This window comes from Pseudomonas sp. LAMO17WK12:I10, from assembly GCF_900215185.1.
Taxonomy (GTDB): domain Bacteria; phylum Pseudomonadota; class Gammaproteobacteria; order Pseudomonadales; family Pseudomonadaceae; genus Aquipseudomonas; species Aquipseudomonas chlororaphis.
Genome location: NZ_OBDX01000028.1, coordinates 51358 through 67085, shown reverse-complemented (window position 1 = coordinate 67085; position 15728 = coordinate 51358). Strand labels below are relative to the sequence as shown.

Sequence of the window (15728 nt, the reverse complement as noted above, 5' to 3'; positions counted from 1 at the left end):
GGGCGAGGCGGGCTGTTTCGTATCGGCATGTTGTCGATCAGGGTTGCCGAAACACCCTGTAGCCATTGCCCGGCGGCGGGGGCGGGAAAGAGCCAGCATCAGCCGTTCTGGCTGATGCTGTGGGACGGAGAATCAGAGAGTGGGCAGGCCCAGCGCCGCGGCGCATGCCTGGAGCGAGCGCTGTTGGGTGTCGGCGTACAGCTGCAGTTCATCGATGGTCGGGCGCCCCAGGGCCCGCTCGAAGGCCTGCCGGTTGGAGTGGCCGGCGTAGTGGCTTTGCGCATCGTCGCCCAGGTTGGACTGGAAGATCCCGGCGGCGCTGACCGGCAGGAAATCCTCGTACACCAGCGGCTCGGCCCGCACATGCCCGGCGTGGATCAGCGCCTCCAGGTTCGTCGGTCGATCCGCCTGTTGGCGCGCGGCCAGGCCCTGGTCGCTGACGAAGTAGCGGAAGTACGCCAGGCCCTGTTCGCGCATGGCCTCGTGGTCATCGGGAAAGGCGCGGAAGTGTTCGGCCATCAGGGTGTTGTAGCGCTGGGCGTTGGCTTCGTTGGGAAAGTCCCCCAGGGCGTCGCGGGCGGCGTTCAACAGCCGGTCGTACAGCGCCCGGCCCTTGGGGGTGAGGGCGGCGCCGCGCTGTTCGATCTCGCCGAAGCGCGCACTGTGGCTGCCGCGGCTGTCGGGCTGGTCGGTGAAGGCCACGGCTTCCTCCAGCGCCTTGAAGCTGGTCTGGCGCAAGAGGATCGGGCATTCCCGGCGCGGCGGGCCTTCGATCACCGCCTTGGGCGTGATGCCGTGGGCCGGCATCAGCGCTTGCACCTGGTCGATGTCCAGGGTGCGCGGCGTCAGGTGGTTGATGTGCGGCCCCTTGAACGCCACCACGTCGGCGATCAGCCGGTGCTGGGCGCTCAGTTGCTGGTACTGCCCGGCCGTGACCGTGGCGCTGTGGTGCCAGCGGAAGGTTTCCAGGGCCTGCTCGACGAACTCCCCGGCGGCGCTGTCGTCGAGGCCGCCCTGGGTTTCGGCCTGTTCGATCAGGGCCAGGGCGCGCGGGGTGAAAATCTTCCGGCGCGCCAGCACCGATTCGGCGAAGCTACGCAACTGCGGGTTGTCGATCAGCTCCAGGCGCAACAGCGAGGTAAAGACCCGGAACGGGCTGACCTGCAGGGCGCTTTCATGCACCGCGCGAAAGGCCGTGGAATGCACCGGCACCCCGGCCGGGGTGAGGTCGTAATAACCCACCGGCTGCATGCCCATCACCGCGAACAGCCGGCCGAGGGTCGCCAGTTCGGTGGCGGTGCCGACGCGGATGGCGCCGTGGCGCTCCAGGTCCAGGCGCTGGATTTCGCCGGTACTGCGCAGCTGCCGGGCGATCCTCTCGTCGCTGTCCAGGACCCCGGCATTGACCTGGGCCACCAGCTCCATCAGGGCACCGTACAGCGGCACTTCCTCGCGGTACATGTCCGACATCGCCCGTGAAAAACGTTGGCGGATCAGGTCTGGGCTGACGAAGCTCTGCAGGCTCATAAACAAGGATTCCCGGCGTAGTGAGACAAAGAGGGTAGCGGTGTTGGCTGGGCCTGATTCTGGTTGGCGCGGGGTGTGCTGACAAACGAAGTTTCTTCCGGACTTCATTCTGCAAATGAATGCAGGCGGGCAGGGTGGCTACGTGCAGCTGGACCGCTGGGATCCGCTGGTTTTCACTCAGGCAACCCGCAGGGCTTTCCGGCGGCCGAGCGGTGATGGCTATTTGCCGTTGCGCTGATAGACTTCTGAACACCACCGCATCCCATGGCTTGCGTACCGTTCAACGGAGGCGACTTGGCCTTGACGCCGCACAACGGAGGAAAGGGACTTTCACTGGCCAGGAGGCTGTACAAAACGCGAATTCTGGGGCTGGCCCTGGGGTTCTTCTGCGTGGCCGCGGGCATGTACCCGCTGCATCCATCGCCCTGGGTCTGGGCGTTCATGTCGTTCAACGCTTTCATCTGGCCGCACCTGGCGTACCAGTGGGCGCGCTGCTCGCCAGTGCCGTTTCGTGGCGAGCATCGCAACCTGCTGGTGGATGCCTTCCTCGGCGGGTTCTGGGTGGCGGCCATGCACTTCAATCCGCTGCCGACCACCACCACCCTGTCGTTGATGGCGATGAACAATATCGCCCTGGGTGGCGTGCCCTTTTTCCTGGCCGGTTGTCTGGCGCAGATGCTGGGAGTCGCGCTCGGGCTGCTGCTGTTCGGCATCGGCTTCGAGGCCCAGACCAGTGCGCTGCAACTTTATGCCTGCCTGCCGATGCTGACCCTGTATCCGCTGGCCCTGGGGTTTATCTGCTACCAGCAGGCCAATGTCCTGTCCCGGCATAAACGCGAATTGCTGGCCCTGAGCCGCACCGACAGCCTGTCGGGCCTGCTCAACCACGGGGCCTGGAAGGACCAGCTGGAAATCGAGTTCCAGCGTTGCCGGCGCCAGGGGACGAACCCGAACCAGGGCGGCGCCATCGCGCTGATCGACATCGATCATTTCAAGGCCATCAACGACACCTACGGCCATGTCGCCGGCGACATCGTGTTGCGCCAGCTGAGCAAGCTGCTCAAGCAGAACCTGCGGATCAGTGACCTGGCCGGGCGTTATGGCGGCGACGAGTTCTGCGTGATCCTGCCGGACGTGCCGCTGGAGCATGCCGCCGAACTGATGGAGGCCTTGCGTTGCCGTTTCGGCGGATTGGGCTATGAACAGAGCCCCGCCCTGGAGGTCAGCCTGAGCATCGGCCTGGCCGCCTATTCCCCGGACCATAGCGATGCCCTGGACTGGTTGAACGATGCCGACCAGGCCTTGTACGAGGCGAAGACCACCGGCCGCAACAAGGTCAGCTGCGGCCGCGGCGACCGCTCGCCAAAGGTCCTGCTGAACTCGCTGTGAGGCCGCTCGCAGAGCATTGCGCCAGCATGGAGGGGGGCGAGTTTGTCAGGTAGGGTGGGCGGGCACCTTCCGACACGAAACAAGGACCGATTCATGACGCAGACTTCCCCTCGCTCATTGCTGGCCGCCCGTATCGGCCTGACCCTCGCCCTTGGCCTGCTGGCCACCCACGCCAGCGCCGCCCCCCACCCACAAGTGCAGAACGATGCGCAGCAATACCAGGGCGACGCCCTGAAACTGCTGGAGCGCCTGGTGAACATCGACTCGGGCTCCGGCTACGAGGCGGGGCTGGACCAAGTGAGCGACATCGCCATCGCCGAGCTGAAGAAGCTTGGCGCCAGCGTCGAAAAAGTCCCCAACGGCACGGCCGGCGGCAGCCATGTGCTGGCCACGCTCAAGGGCACCGGCGAGGCGAGGATTCTGCTGATGGCGCACATGGACACGGTGTTCAAGGAAGGCACCGCGGCCGAGCGGCCGTTCCGCATCCAGGATGGTCGCGCCTATGGCCCCGGGGTGATGGACGACAAGGGTGGCATCGTCGCCGGGATCTACGCGCTGAAGATCCTGGATAACCTCAAGTTCAAGGACTATGCACAGATCACCTTCCTGCTCGACGCCAGCGAGGAAACCGGTTCGGAGATCGCCACCGAGCTGATCAAGAAAACCGCCAAGGCCCACGACGTGACCTTGAACCTGGAACCGGGGCGCCCGGCCGATGGCCTGGTGGTGTGGCGCAAGGGCAGCGCCACGGCGCTGGTGGAGGTCAAGGGCAAGGCCGCTCACGCAGGCGTCGCGCCGGAGCTGGGGCGCAACGCGGCGATGGAGGCGGCGCACCAGATCCTGCAACTGGGCAAGCTGGGGGATGAAGCGAAGAAAACCACCATCAACTTCACCGTGCTCAAGGCCGGCGACCGGACCAATGTGATTCCCGACCAGGCCACCGCCAAGGCGGATGTGCGGGCGGCGGTGCCGGAGGAGTTCGACCGCATCGAGCAGGATCTGGCGCGGGTCTCGGCCAACAAGCTGATCGCCGACACCGAAGTCAAGACCACCTTGCAGCGCGGTTTGCCGCCGATGCCGCAGACCGAGAAGTCCGATGCGCTGGTGGCCATGGCCCAGGGCATCTACGGCGAGCTGGGGCGCAAGCTGACCATCGAGGGCAGCGGCGGGGCGGCGGACTCCAGCCTCTCGGCCGGCGTCGGCACGCCGACCCTGGATGGCTTCGGCATCGTCGGCGGCAATATCCACACCCCCGAGGAGTACGCCGAAGTCGAGAGCGTGGCGCCACGGATCTATCTGCTGGCGCGGATGATCATGGAGCTGTCGGCCAAGCGCTGATTGCAGGAACAGACGCTCGATCGGCGATGGCCCTGCATTTTCTCATGGCCGGACCTGTAGCCGCTGCCGAGCCCGCGAGGCTGCGATCGACTGCGCAGCAGGCGCAAGGATCTCGAGACCGCTGGAGGACCTGCGGTCCTATCGCAGCCTCGCAGGCTCGGCAGCGGCTACAGGGGAATGGCTGCGGGCGCCCCCGATCTCCCTGCCTATACTCGAAAGCCTCGTCCCCCACCGCGGAGCCTTCAATGAGCAACCACCTCACCGAATACGCCGACGCCAGCCCGGAAGTGCGGGCGGTGTTCGACGACATCATGCGCACCCGCCGGGTCGATCAGGTGAACAACTTCTGGAAATGCCTGGCGGCCCATCCGCCGACCTTGCGGCGTACCTGGGACAGTCTCAAGGAGATCATGGCGCCGGGGGCGCTCGATCCGCTGACCAAGGAGCTGATCTACGTCGCGGTCAGCGTTACCAACAACTGTCCGTATTGCATCGCTTCGCACACCGCCGCGGCGCGCAAGGCGGGGATGACGGAGGCGATGTTCGGTGAGTTGCAGGCGGTGGTCGGCATGGCCAACGAAACCAATCGCCTGGCCAACGGCTACCGGGTGCCGCTGGATGACGGGTTCAAGCTCGAATGAGTCCGATGCGGCCCTTGGCGCTGCTCAGGCATCAGCCAGCGCCGTCCTTGGGCTTTCGACCGCAGCCGCCTTGGCCTGGGTGGCCAGCAGCGGCACGGCGCGCACCAGGTCGCCGGGCTGCACTTGCAGGCGCTTGGCGCTGAGGCGATCCACCAGCAGGCAGCCGGACACCAGGCGAGCGCGGGCGCGGGTGACGCGGCAGCTTTCCAGCCGGCGGTTGTGGATCAGCCAGGTCGGCGCGTCATCGTCCGGGGTGCCAACCAGCAGCGGCAGCACCTGGCTTTCGCGCACCGCGCGGACTTTGCTCAGCTCGGCCTCGATCACCGGCCCGCCGTCGAAGATGTCGATATGGCCCTGATGGGCAAAACCTTCGTGGCGCAGGATGGCCAGCGCCGCCTCGGCGTTTTCGTGGGCCTGGCCGATCGCGGCCTGGGCCGGTTCGCTGAGCAGGCAGGTGTACAGCGGCTGGCGCGGCAGCAGTTCGGCGATAAAGGGTTTGTGGCCGAGGCTGGACAGGTGGTCGGCCTGGACGAAATCCATCTGCAGAAAGTGCCGGCCCAGGCTGTTCCAGAACGGCGAGCAGCCGTTCTCGTCACCCTTGCCGCGCAGCTCGGCGATCAGCTTGTCGCCGAACAGGTGCGGGAACTCGGCGACGAACAGCAGGCGCGCCAGGGACAGCAGGCGGCCGTTGCTGTCACGGCGCTGGTCGGGGCGCAGGAACAGCGAGCAGAGTTCCGATTGGCCGGTCATCTCGTTGTTCAGGAACAGGGTCGGGATCTGCCGCCGGATGCCCAGGTGCGGCGCCGAATTGACGGTCATGCCGACCCGGTAGCTGTACCAGGGTTCGCGCAGGCCCACGGCGCCGGTCAGGGCGCTGATGCCGATCACTTGCTGGTCGTCGTCCTCGAGCACGAACAGGTAGTCGGCGTCGGCCCGTTCCACCTGCTCGGCAAAGGTCCGCTGGGCCCAGCGGATCCGATGGGTCAGGCGATCCTGGTTGGCCGGCAGAGTGGTCAGCCCCAGGCCCGCGCGCTGGGCCAGGGCCATCAGCGCGGGCAAGTCAGTCATGCGTACCGGGCGAACGATCATGATGCAGCTCCTTCTGCGCGCCTGTTGTGGCGGCGAATGCAAACGTGTCCGGGGTTCTTCATAGGGCGACCAGCCGTACCGGGTCGCCGGTTTGCAGGTGCAGGGCCTGGAAGGTTTGCGGGTCAAGGTTGACCAGGTCCCCCGGCGCTTCGTCCAGATGCACCAGGGCCGCCCGGTATTGCCCCAGCCGTTCGTTGCTCGCCAGCCAGGCCCGGCCGCTGCCACTCTGTTGGCCGGGGCAGGCGTTGGCGATAAGGCTCTGGCGGATGGAGCGAACGCCGTTGTGGCGGGCGTACAGCGTCGGGCCGCCGTCGAACAGGTCGATATAGTGGTTGGCTTCGAACCCCTCGCGCAGCAGGATCTCGTAGGCCTCGCGGCCCTGGGGGTGGACCTGGCCGATACAGTCCTGGGCCGCCTTGGGCAGCATCGGGATGTAGATCGGGTACTGCGGCATCAGGTCAGCGAGGAAGCTGCGGCTTTGCAGGCCGCACAGGCGTTCGGCCTCGACATAGGGCAGGTCGAAGAAGTGCTTGCCCAGGGCATCCCAGAACGGCGAATGGCCGTCGTCGCTGCTGTAGCCGACGATCTCGGTGATGCTGGTGTCGGCGAAGCGCGAGCCATGGGCGGCGATGAACAGCAGGCGGGCCCTGGAAAGCAGCTCCGCCATCGGCGTGCCGACCAGGTCCGGGTCGATATGAAAGCCGCGCAGCAGGCTGTGGTTGCTCAGGTCCTGGCACAGCGACAGGGTCGGCACGCCGTGCTGCACGTTCAGCTCCCGCGAGCTGCTGACGAAGGGCCGGTTGCGCAGGCTGTAGAAGGGCGCGCAAAACCCGGCCATGGCGAGGATTTCCGAACAGCCGCGCAACTGGCCGCTGGCCGGGTCGTGCAGGACAAAAAAATAGTTCTCCGGCCCCGGCGCCTGCACGTTGGCGGCGAAGGAGGCGCAGGAGTCGAGAATCTTGTCCAGCAGGTGTTGTCGATCGTCCGGCAGGGACGTCACCCCCACCAGGCTTTCACGGGCCAGCCGTTGCAACTCCGGCAAATCGTCTGGCGCAACTGGGCGTAAGACCAGCATGGATGCACTCCTGTATCAAAATGATCGACGCCTGGTCGCGAAACCCGGGACGCCGAACCTGACAATCACTGTCGGTTTCCACGCATTACTGCCACTGCCCGCATGGGCGGGTGGTGGCACGCAGGCACCTGTCGGCGCCCACTCGGATTCGCCGGAGCACCTTCATGGTGCCGCGGCGGCCGGGGGTGTTGATTAAAGTGGATCGGCCAGCGCCGTATTGGCGCCCAGCTTGTTGAGGAAAAACAGGTAGACCAGGCCGATGGCGATCCAGATGCAACCGAGTTTCTGCGCATCGACCCCCATGTTGTACATGATCGCGCAGACAATTAGAAAGCCGATCACCGGGCAAATCAGATGCCGCAGTACCTGGGCCGAATGGTTGCGACGCCAGTAGTGATTGATCACGGTCAGGTGCAACAACATGAAACCGCTGAGGGCGCCGAAGTTCACCAGGGAGGTGAGGGTGTCCACCGAGTTGATGAACAGGTAGCAGATCAGCAGCGACAGCACGGCCACCAGGTAGATGCTGACGTGCGGCGTGTTGTGCCTGGGGTGGATCTTGGCCAGGATCTTCGGCAGCTTGCCGTCGCGGGCCATGCCGAACAGCAGGCGCGACACCGCCGCTTGCGAGGTGATGGCCACCGCCACGCCCCAGGCCAGCGCGGTGGCCACCGCGGTCAGGGTCGCGAGCCAGCTGCCGCCGGCGATTTCGGCGATCTCGTAGAAGGCGGTGTCGGCCGACTTGAAGCCCATGCCGGCGGCCAGGTCGGTGGCGATCCAGGTCTGCACCACGAAGATCGCGCCCATCACCAGCAGGGTGATCAGCGCGGCGCGGCCGACGCTCTTGCCCGGCTCGCTCTTGATCTCTTCGGCCAGGGTGGAAATGGCATCGAAACCGAGGAACGACAGCACGGCGATCGACACGCCCTGCATCAGCATGCCGAAGTGGAAATTCTCCGGGTGGTACAGCGGCGCCAGGGTCAGCTGGCCGTTACCGGCGCCACCGTGCAGGGCGTTCCAGGCGTAGAACAGGAAGATCCCCAGCACCACCAGTTGCGCCAGGAGAAACACGATGTTCATCCGTGCGGTGAAGGTGATGCCGCGCAGGTTGACGAAGGTGGCGCTGACCAGGAACGCGAGGATGAAGCCGACCTTGGGAATGTCCGGGTACAGGTGGTTCAGCGCCATGGCCGCGTAGACGTACAGCAACGGCGGAATCAGCAGGTAGTCGAGCAGCATCAGCCAGCCGGCGATGAAGCCGACATGGGGGTTGAGCCCGCGCTGGGCGTAGGAGTAGACCGAGCCGGCGATGGGAAAGGCGCGGGCCATGCTGCCGTAGCTGAGGGCGGTGAAAAGCATCGCCAGCATGCCGATGATGTAGGCCAGCGGCACCATGCCCGGTGCTTCCTGGTTTACATAGCCGTAGACCCCGAACGGGGCGATGGGGATCATGAAAATCATCCCGTAGACCACCAGGTCGCGCAGCGTCAGGCCGCGCTTGAGTTCCTGTTTGTAGCCGAATTCTTCAATCTCCATGAAGAGGTTCTCCTTGTCAGCCAAAGGGGGGGCGGGAGCCTGTCACTGAGGTCGAAGGACGACCTGCAGGGGCAGGCAATGTATTTGAACCTGGCAGGTTTAAAGACACGCCACGGCGGTTTTTTATAGTTGTTGTACCGGTACAGCAAACAGCTTTTTTACAACGACAGCTCCATCCTGATTCGCAGCTTTTTTACAACAGCGGTGCCAGATAATCCGTCCAGCACTGTATGGCCTGCGGGGTGCGCAGCAGGTCGTTGCGCACCTCGATCAATACCGAATCCAGCCCGCGGGCATCGCCGTGGGCCGGCACGGTCATGTCGCCCAGGGCGTCGATCTTGTACGGCTCGTTGCCGGCGATCTTCACGTCGTGGACCGACATGCCTTCCAGCAGGCGCCGGGCGTAACCCTCGGCGCGGTCGAACAGCACGCCCATCTCCAGCGTGCGGCGCTGGCCGTAGTACAGCGGGGTAAAACTGTGGATACCCACCACCCGCACCGGCCGGCCCGCGGCCAGGCGTGCGTCGATCAGCCCGCTCAGGCGCGCATGAAAGGGCCTGAACAGCTGCTTGCGGCGGTACTCGCGGGTGGCTTCGTCGAGGTACTGGTTGCCCGGAATCTGGTAGATCTCGCTCTGCAACGGAATGCTGTCGTGGGCCTGGCACGGGCGGTTGAGGTCGATCAGCAGCCGCGAATAATTGGCCGTCAGCAGGGTGGCGCCGAGGGTCTGCGACAGGCTTTGCGCCAGCTCCAGGGCGCCGGGGTCCCAGGCGATGTGTTCGCGCGCCGCTTCCGGGTCCAGGCCGAGGTCGTTGAGTTGCGCCGGAATATAACGGCTGGCGTGTTCGCAGACGAGGATCAGCGGGTGCGCGGAATCTTCTCGCAGCAGCTGGTAGGCCGGTCGGGTGTACAGCCCCAGTTCAGCGGTTTCAGTACAGGTGTGCATAGTGCTCACAGAGTTGGGCAGGGGTCAGGTGCTCGGTCAGTTCTACTTCCTTGTGTTTGACGGCGAAATAGGTGTCCAGCAGCGGGGCTGGCAGCGCTTGCAGCAGTTCCGGGCAGTTGCGCAGGCAGTCCAGCGCCTGCGGCAACGAGGCCGGAAGGGCGACGATGCCGCGGTCCTGGCGCTGCTCTGCGCTCAGTTCGTCCGGCACTTCGTCGGTCACGGCGCGCAGGGGCAACTGCTGTTCGATACCCAGGCGTCCGGCGATCAGCACCGCGGCCATGGCCAGGTGCGGCGAGGCGGTGGCGTCCAGCGCGCGAAATTCCAGGTTGTACTGCGGCGCCACCGGCTTGCCGCCGATGCTCACGGTGGGGCAGATGCGCAGCGAGGCTTCGCGGTTGCGCTGGCCCAGGCAGGCGTAGGAGGCGCTCCAGTGATGGGGCTGCAAGCGTGCGTAGGAAATCGGCGTCGGCGCGGTAAAGGCGCAGAGCGCCGGCAGGTACTTGAGCACCCCGGCGGCCCAGCACTCGCCGAGGTGCGACAGGCCATTGGTGCTATGCGGGTCGTACAGCACCGGGGCGCCGTCCGGGTCCTGCAGGCTCAGGTGCAGGTGCACGCCATTGCACACCGCGTGCTCCGCGGTCTTGGGCGCGAAGCTCAAACCATGGCCAAGTTGCCGGGCGATCTCGCGGGTGATCTCGCGCACGTTCACCGCGCGGTCGGCGGCGGGCACGCCCTGGGTCGGGCGGCAGGTGATTTCGTATTGGTGCTTGCCGTATTCGGGCAGGAACATTTCCGGCTCGACGCCTGCGGCGCGCAAGGCGCTGAGCAGCCAGCCGCCGAAGTCCGCGGCCTGGCGCTGGGCCTGCAGGGAGAAGGCCAGGCGCTCCGGTTGTGCGGTGGCGCTGTGCAGGTTGAATTCGTGCTCGAAGGCGGCGGTAATTTGCAGCCCCAGCTCGCTGGCGTAGCGCTGCACCTCGTTGCGCAGCAGGGTGCGCGGGCAGGCGGCCCAGGGCTGGCCGTCGGTCTCGCGGATGTCGGCGTGGATGAAGTCCAGCGGCGAGGCGCTGGCGTCCGGGCCGTTGCCGACATACACCCGGCTGGCCAGGTCGGGGATCAGCCGCAGGTCGCCACGGGCGCCCCAGGGGTTGGGCTCGGCAATGATGTCCTGCGGGGTCAACGCGCTGTTGGCCGGCACCCAGCCGCAGCCGGCGCTGGTGTAGCTGTCCAGTTCGTCGCTGGGGAACGAGCGGCCACGGCTGACGCCGATCAGGTCGGTGGTGAGCAGGGTGGTCATGGCCACCGGCCGCAACGGCTCGCTGTTGCGGCTCATGCCTGCATCTCCCGCAGGCGGTCGAGCACGGTCTGGGTGTCGGTGATCCAGCAGTAGCCCTTGATCGCGTTCAGGCAGGCCTGGTGCCGGACGTCGGTGTAGGTGGCGCAGGCGTCTTCCACCAGGGTCACCAGGTAACCGCGGTCGGCGGCGTCCCGCACCGCCATGTCGACGCACTGGTCGGTGACGATGCCGGCGACGATCAGGTGGCGGGTCTGCAGGTTGCGCAGCACGTAGTCGATGTTGGTCGAGTTGAAGACCCCGGAGGAGGTCTTGGGCAGGACGATTTCGTTCTCCCGCGCCGCGAGCGGATCGATGATCGCCGCCTGCGGGCTGCCCTTGGGCAGGTGCATGTCCGACAGTTTGTGGTCCAGCGAGCGGTCGCGGCCATCGGCGGTCAGGCTTTCGATAATGGTGTGCAGCACGTTCTGCCGGGCGCCGCGCATGGCCGCCAGGAGCTTCTGCTGGTTGGGGATCACCTGCTCGCGGGTGCGCTTGAGGAAGTACTCGGCGTCCGGTACCTGCAAATGCGGATCCAGCTGCGGCTCGAGCCAGGCCCGCTGCATGTCCACCAGCAGCAGGGCGGTGCGATCGAGAGTGAATGGCAGGTCGCGGGGCGATTGGTGGGGAAGGCAGACCATCCTTATTTGTCCTCCAACAGGTGAGTGGCGAATTCGTTGCGCAGGGCGTCGATGCCCTCCAGGCGTCGGTCCAGGTCGGTGCTGCGCAGGGTCAGGCTGGCGACCAGCGCCTCGACCTGGGCCAGCGCCGGCACCAGGGTGTCGAAGGCCGAGGCCGACTCCACCGGGGCACTGATGATCAGGTCCGCCAGCTCCCGCAGGGGCGAGGCGTAGATGTCGGTGAACAGCACCACCCGCGCGTGCCGCGCCTTGGCCGCGCTGGCCACGCGCAGGGCCTGGCTCTGGTAGCGGCGGTAGTCGAACAGCAGGACGATGTCCTGGCGCTGCACGTCATACAGGCGGTCGGGCAGTTGCGCGTTGTCGTCCAGGGTCACGCAGCCGGGACGCATCAGGCGCAGGTGATTGAGCAGGTAGCTGGCGAGAAAGTTGCTGAAACGCCCGCCGTAGCAGTACAGCGCGTGCCGGCTGTCCAGCAGCCAGTCGACCAGGATGCGCACGTCTTCGGGCTGGGTCAGGGCCTGGGTCTGTTCCAGGCTGCGCAGGCTGCCTTGCAGGTAATGGCTCCAGGCATCGTCCCGAGGGACCTGGGCCCGCGGTTGCAACAGGGTGCTGGGCGAACGCAGGCGAGCGTCCATGTCGCTGAGCAGCGCTTCCTGGAACTGCGCATAACCGCCGAAACCGAGTTTTTTCACCAGCCGCACGATGGTCGGATCGCTGACGCCGGCGTGCTCGGCCAGCCGCGACATGGGCCCCAGGCCGTTGCGCGGGTAATGGTCGAGCAGGGCCCGGATGACCTTGCGCTCCGAAGGCGTGAGGTCGAGGGCCGGGTCGGTGATCTGGTCTCTGAGAGACGGCATAAAAACGCCTTCGCAAGTGGATGTCGTTTTTGTTTCACTGAAAGTGAAAACAGTATTTATGTAATTTACGCTACATGTCCAGTGAAAAATAAAAGCGCCCTGCAATGCGCCAAAAGGGGGCGCGAAAGCCCCGGTTTATTGAGTGTTCAAGGTTTTTTTGGGCACAGCGTCAGCGCGGCAGGGTGCCGCGAAAGGCGGCACTAAGGGCGCGCAGGGTTTCCTCCGAGCGGGCGTCGGTGGGCCGCGCGAGCAAGATGATTTCACTGACCGGCAGCACCGGCAGCCCGAGGCGTTCGCCGACTTCCACCGCGCCGGCCGGCGCCACCCGATGGGCCAGCGCCGCGACCCCGAGCCCGGCGCTGACCGCGGCGCACACGGCCATCACGCCACCGCCGATGAAGACCTCGGTCCAGGCAATGCCGGCGTCGTCCAGCACCCGCACGGCGACATGCCGCACGCCACAGGGCGCGGCCATGGTCGCCAGCCGCAGCGGGGTGCCCGGCGCCTGCTGCCAGGCCGGCGCGGCGAACCAGCCGAAGCGCTCGGCCACCAGCACTTCGCCATCCTGGCGCGCGCCTTCGTTGCGCACGATGACCGCGTCCAGTTCCTCGCGGTCGAAGGCCGCCGTCAGGTCCCGGGAGGAGGCGATGCGCACCTCGATGATCAGCAACGGATCGTAGGCGGCGATGCGGCTCAGCAGGTGCGGCAGTTCCGCGCCGGCCACGTGGTCGCTGATGCCGATGATCAGCCGCCGCGCCGGCGCTGCCTGCATGTCGCCCAGGGCCCGCTCATGGGCGCGCAGCAGGTCGCGGGCGGCCTGCATGAACTGCTCGCCGACCGGCGTCAGGCGCACATGCCGGGGCGTGCGCTCCAACAGGCGATAGCCGAGGCGTTCCTCCAGGCGCTTGAGCTTGAGGCTGATGGCGGCCTGGGAGGTGTCCAGCGCCTGGGCGGCGCGGGTGAAACTGCCGAAGTCGGCGATCAGCACGAAGGCGTGCACGGTGTCGATGTCCAACGGCTTGACGGGTTCGTTCATATCGAGTGCTTATCGCAGATATATGTACCGATATGTTGTTGTAATGGCTGGCCCCGCGCAAGCTGACAACACCTTCAAGCACAGGAGCATCGCCATGTTGGCCAAACAGTATTCACACCGCCTGCCCGCCGATTACGACATGGGCGTGATCCGCCACCGCGCCGCGGATCGCGGGCCCTTGTGGGACGAGGTCGACGGGTTGCTGTTCAAGGTCTTCGCCGGGCAGGAGCAGGGTGTGCACGGCGCGCGGCATAACCTGTACGCCTCGATCTACCTTTGGGCCGATCCGGCGGGCGCCGCCCGGTTCCTTATGGGCAGCGGTTTCGACAGCGTGATCGACTCGTTCGGCCGTCCGCACATCGAGTCCTGGTTGCCCCTGGACTGGCGTCGCGGGCGCGCCAACCAGGCACGGACGCTGTACCGCGAACCGCTGGCGATAGACCCACTGGCGGATCGCGCCAGGTTGCTGGCCGAGCAGGTCGAACACAACCAGCGGCTGGCCGATGACCCGGACACCTTCGCCGTGTTCGTCGCCCTCGACCTGCAGGCCTGGGAGCTGGTGCGCTTCACCCTTTCGACCAGCGCGCCCGACAGCACGCGCGGCGCCGAACGCTACGAGGTGCTGTACCTGGCCCGGTCGAGGATCGCCAGCGCCTAGGTTCGGCTGCGACAAGTTGGGAATCCCTCGGCGGCCCATGATACAAACGCAGCCACATTGCCCGCTGCGTCCATTCAACGTCGAGAGATTCCCCGTGCCGGCCACCCGCTTGACCCTGATCTGCCATGCCCGGACCGTCGCCCAGAAGCGCGCGTGTTTCCCGCTGGACGAACCGCTGGAGATGGATTGGCAGGCGCTGGCGGGCTCGCGGGCCGGCGCGTTCAAGCGTGCGCCGCGCCTGCTCAGCGGGCCGGAGCAACGGGCGCGGCAGACCGCTGCCTTGTATGGCGCCAGCGTGGAGACGGTGCCGGCGTTGCGCGACTGTGACATGGGCCGCTGGCAGGGCCTGTCCATTGACGATCTGCAGCGCGAGCAGCCCGAGGCCGTGCAAGCCTGGCTGGCCGACAGCCACTCGGCGCCCCATGGCGGCGAGTCGGTGGCGCAGCTGTGCGAGCGGGTCGCGGCCTGGCTGGCAGCGCTGAGTGAGCAGCCCGGGCATGTGCTGGCGGTGACCCATCCGCTGGTCATCCGCGCGGCGCTGGTGCACGTCATGCAGTGCCCGCTGGCGAGCTTCAATGCCATCGATGTCGAGCCGCTGGCCCAGGTCGAACTGCGCTTCAACGGGCGCTGGCGCTTGCGCCTGGATCAGCGCGATTAGCGGGCTTGGCTCGGCGTGGCCTGGGGATTTTTTCGCGAGCAAGCTCGCTCCTACAAAGACAGTGCAACCCCTTGTAGGAGCGAGCTTGCTCGCGATAGGCCGCCCGGCGGCCGCTTTGTGACGCGCCGCGACAACCCGGCCATACTCCATTTCCGATTCGCCATCGAGACCTGCCCCTCGTGAAAACCCTCCTGATCATCGGCATCGGCGCCGGCAACCCCGACTACATCACGATGCAGGCGGTCAAGGCGCTCAATCGCAGCGACGTGTTCTTCCTGATGGACAAGGGCCAGAGCAAGGACGCGCTGATCGACCTGCGCCGGGAAATCTGCGAGCGCTACATCGAGCTGCCCGGCTACCGTTTTGTCGAAGCGCAAAGCCCGGAGCGACTGCGCGGCGCCGAGGTGGATTACCAGGCCAGCGTCGCCGAGCTGAACCGCGACAAGCAGCGCACCTTCGAGCGGCTGATCGATGAGGAACTGGCGGACGGTGAAACCGGGGCTTTCCTGGCCTGGGGCGATCCGGCGCTGTACGACAGCACCATTCGCATCCTGCAGGCGATCCTGGCCAGCGGCCGCTGTGCGTTCGAGTTCGAGGTGATCCCCGGCATCACCAGCGTCCAGGCCCTGGCGGCGCAGCACAAGGTGCCGTTGAACCGCATCGGCCGCTCAGTGGAGATCACCACCGGCCGGCGACTGGCGGCGGGGCAGGTGAGCGATGCCGACAGCCTGGTGGTGATGCTCGACGCCGAGGACTCCTATCGCCAGGTGGCGGACCAGGACCTGGAGATCTACTGGGGCGCCTACCTCGGTACGCCGGAGGAAATCCTGATTGCCGGCCGGCTCAAGGAGGTCGCGGGGCAGATCCAGCAAGTGCGCAAGGCGGCGCGGCAGGCCAATGGCTGGATCATGGACACCTACCTGCTGCGCAAGCCGGAGGATTGAGGAAAGCGGGAAGCTGCTTCTGCAGGAGCGAGCGGGCGGCGATCCGACTTGCCCGCGATGACG

The 15728-nt window shown here is 66.3% G+C and carries 15 protein-coding genes; 6 read left to right on the top strand and 9 right to left on the bottom strand.

What is annotated here, in order from left to right; genetic code table 11:
• Window positions 1-132 precede the first annotated feature (132 nt).
• Complete coding sequence (locus tag CRO75_RS25510; protein WP_097139011.1) at window positions 133-1527, bottom strand: VOC family protein; 1395 nt, start codon at window positions 1525-1527, stop codon at window positions 133-135.
• 264 nt (window positions 1528-1791) lie between these two features.
• Here CRO75_RS25510 and CRO75_RS25505 point away from each other — a divergent pair, with 264 nt between their 5' ends.
• The 3 genes from CRO75_RS25505 (at window position 1792) to CRO75_RS25495 (ending at window position 4895) form a co-directional block, all read left to right on the top strand.
• The gene (locus CRO75_RS25505; RefSeq protein ID WP_097139009.1) at window positions 1792-2916 is read left to right on the top strand and encodes a diguanylate cyclase; all 1125 of its coding nucleotides are present in this window, start codon (window positions 1792-1794) and stop codon (window positions 2914-2916) included.
• Window positions 2917-3009: 93 nt separating this feature from the next.
• Window positions 3010-4254 (top strand): M20/M25/M40 family metallo-hydrolase, encoded by a 1245-nt coding sequence (locus CRO75_RS25500; RefSeq protein ID WP_097139006.1) that lies wholly within the window; start codon window positions 3010-3012, stop codon window positions 4252-4254.
• 245 nt (window positions 4255-4499) lie between these two features.
• Window positions 4500-4895, top strand: a complete 396-nt coding sequence (locus tag CRO75_RS25495) for a carboxymuconolactone decarboxylase family protein (protein WP_062822909.1) — start codon at window positions 4500-4502, stop codon at window positions 4893-4895.
• Between the two features lie 24 nt (window positions 4896-4919).
• Here the strand turns inward: CRO75_RS25495 and astA are convergent, their stop codons facing one another.
• The 8 genes from astA to CRO75_RS25455 all read right to left on the bottom strand — a co-directional run bounded on the left by astA (window position 4920) and on the right by CRO75_RS25455 (window position 13405).
• A complete protein-coding gene (gene astA / locus CRO75_RS25490; RefSeq protein ID WP_009043105.1) occupies window positions 4920-5984 on the bottom strand; it encodes an arginine N-succinyltransferase in 1065 nt (354 codons plus the stop codon).
• Between the two features lie 58 nt (window positions 5985-6042).
• The gene (locus tag CRO75_RS25485; protein WP_097139004.1) at window positions 6043-7059 is read right to left on the bottom strand and encodes an arginine N-succinyltransferase; all 1017 of its coding nucleotides are present in this window, start codon (window positions 7057-7059) and stop codon (window positions 6043-6045) included.
• 192 nt (window positions 7060-7251) lie between these two features.
• Window positions 7252-8595: an APC family permease gene (locus tag CRO75_RS25480; protein WP_097139002.1), complete on the bottom strand. Its 1344-nt coding sequence runs from the start codon at window positions 8593-8595 to the stop codon at window positions 7252-7254.
• A 193-nt stretch (window positions 8596-8788) separates the two neighbouring features.
• Window positions 8789-9541, bottom strand: a complete 753-nt coding sequence (locus tag CRO75_RS25475; RefSeq protein ID WP_009043108.1) for an N-formylglutamate amidohydrolase — start codon at window positions 9539-9541, stop codon at window positions 8789-8791.
• Window positions 9525-10871, bottom strand: coding sequence for a glutamine synthetase family protein (locus CRO75_RS25470; RefSeq protein ID WP_097139000.1), 1347 nt, complete (start codon window positions 10869-10871; stop codon window positions 9525-9527). The genes CRO75_RS25475 and CRO75_RS25470 overlap by 17 nt, the downstream gene beginning before the upstream one ends.
• Complete coding sequence (locus tag CRO75_RS25465) at window positions 10868-11512, bottom strand: isochorismatase family cysteine hydrolase (RefSeq protein WP_097138998.1); 645 nt, start codon at window positions 11510-11512, stop codon at window positions 10868-10870. The genes CRO75_RS25470 and CRO75_RS25465 overlap by 4 nt, the downstream gene beginning before the upstream one ends.
• 2 nt (window positions 11513-11514) lie before the next feature.
• Entirely contained in the window at window positions 11515-12369 is an 855-nt protein-coding gene (locus CRO75_RS25460; protein ID WP_097138996.1) for a MurR/RpiR family transcriptional regulator, read from the bottom strand.
• Between the two features lie 169 nt (window positions 12370-12538).
• Window positions 12539-13405: a LysR family transcriptional regulator gene (locus CRO75_RS25455; protein ID WP_009043111.1), complete on the bottom strand. Its 867-nt coding sequence runs from the start codon at window positions 13403-13405 to the stop codon at window positions 12539-12541.
• Window positions 13406-13499: 94 nt separating this feature from the next.
• On the opposite strand from CRO75_RS25455, the gene CRO75_RS25450 reads away from it, so the two are divergent.
• The 3 genes from CRO75_RS25450 (at window position 13500) to cobF (ending at window position 15665) form a co-directional block, all read left to right on the top strand.
• Window positions 13500-14063 (top strand): DUF4865 family protein, encoded by a 564-nt coding sequence (locus CRO75_RS25450; protein ID WP_097138995.1) that lies wholly within the window; start codon window positions 13500-13502, stop codon window positions 14061-14063.
• Window positions 14064-14157: 94 nt separating this feature from the next.
• Entirely contained in the window at window positions 14158-14721 is a 564-nt protein-coding gene (locus tag CRO75_RS25445; RefSeq protein ID WP_097138993.1) for a histidine phosphatase family protein, read from the top strand.
• 179 nt (window positions 14722-14900) lie between these two features.
• Entirely contained in the window at window positions 14901-15665 is a 765-nt protein-coding gene (gene cobF / locus CRO75_RS25440) for a precorrin-6A synthase (deacetylating) (protein WP_097138991.1), read from the top strand.
• Window positions 15666-15728 lie beyond the last annotated feature (63 nt).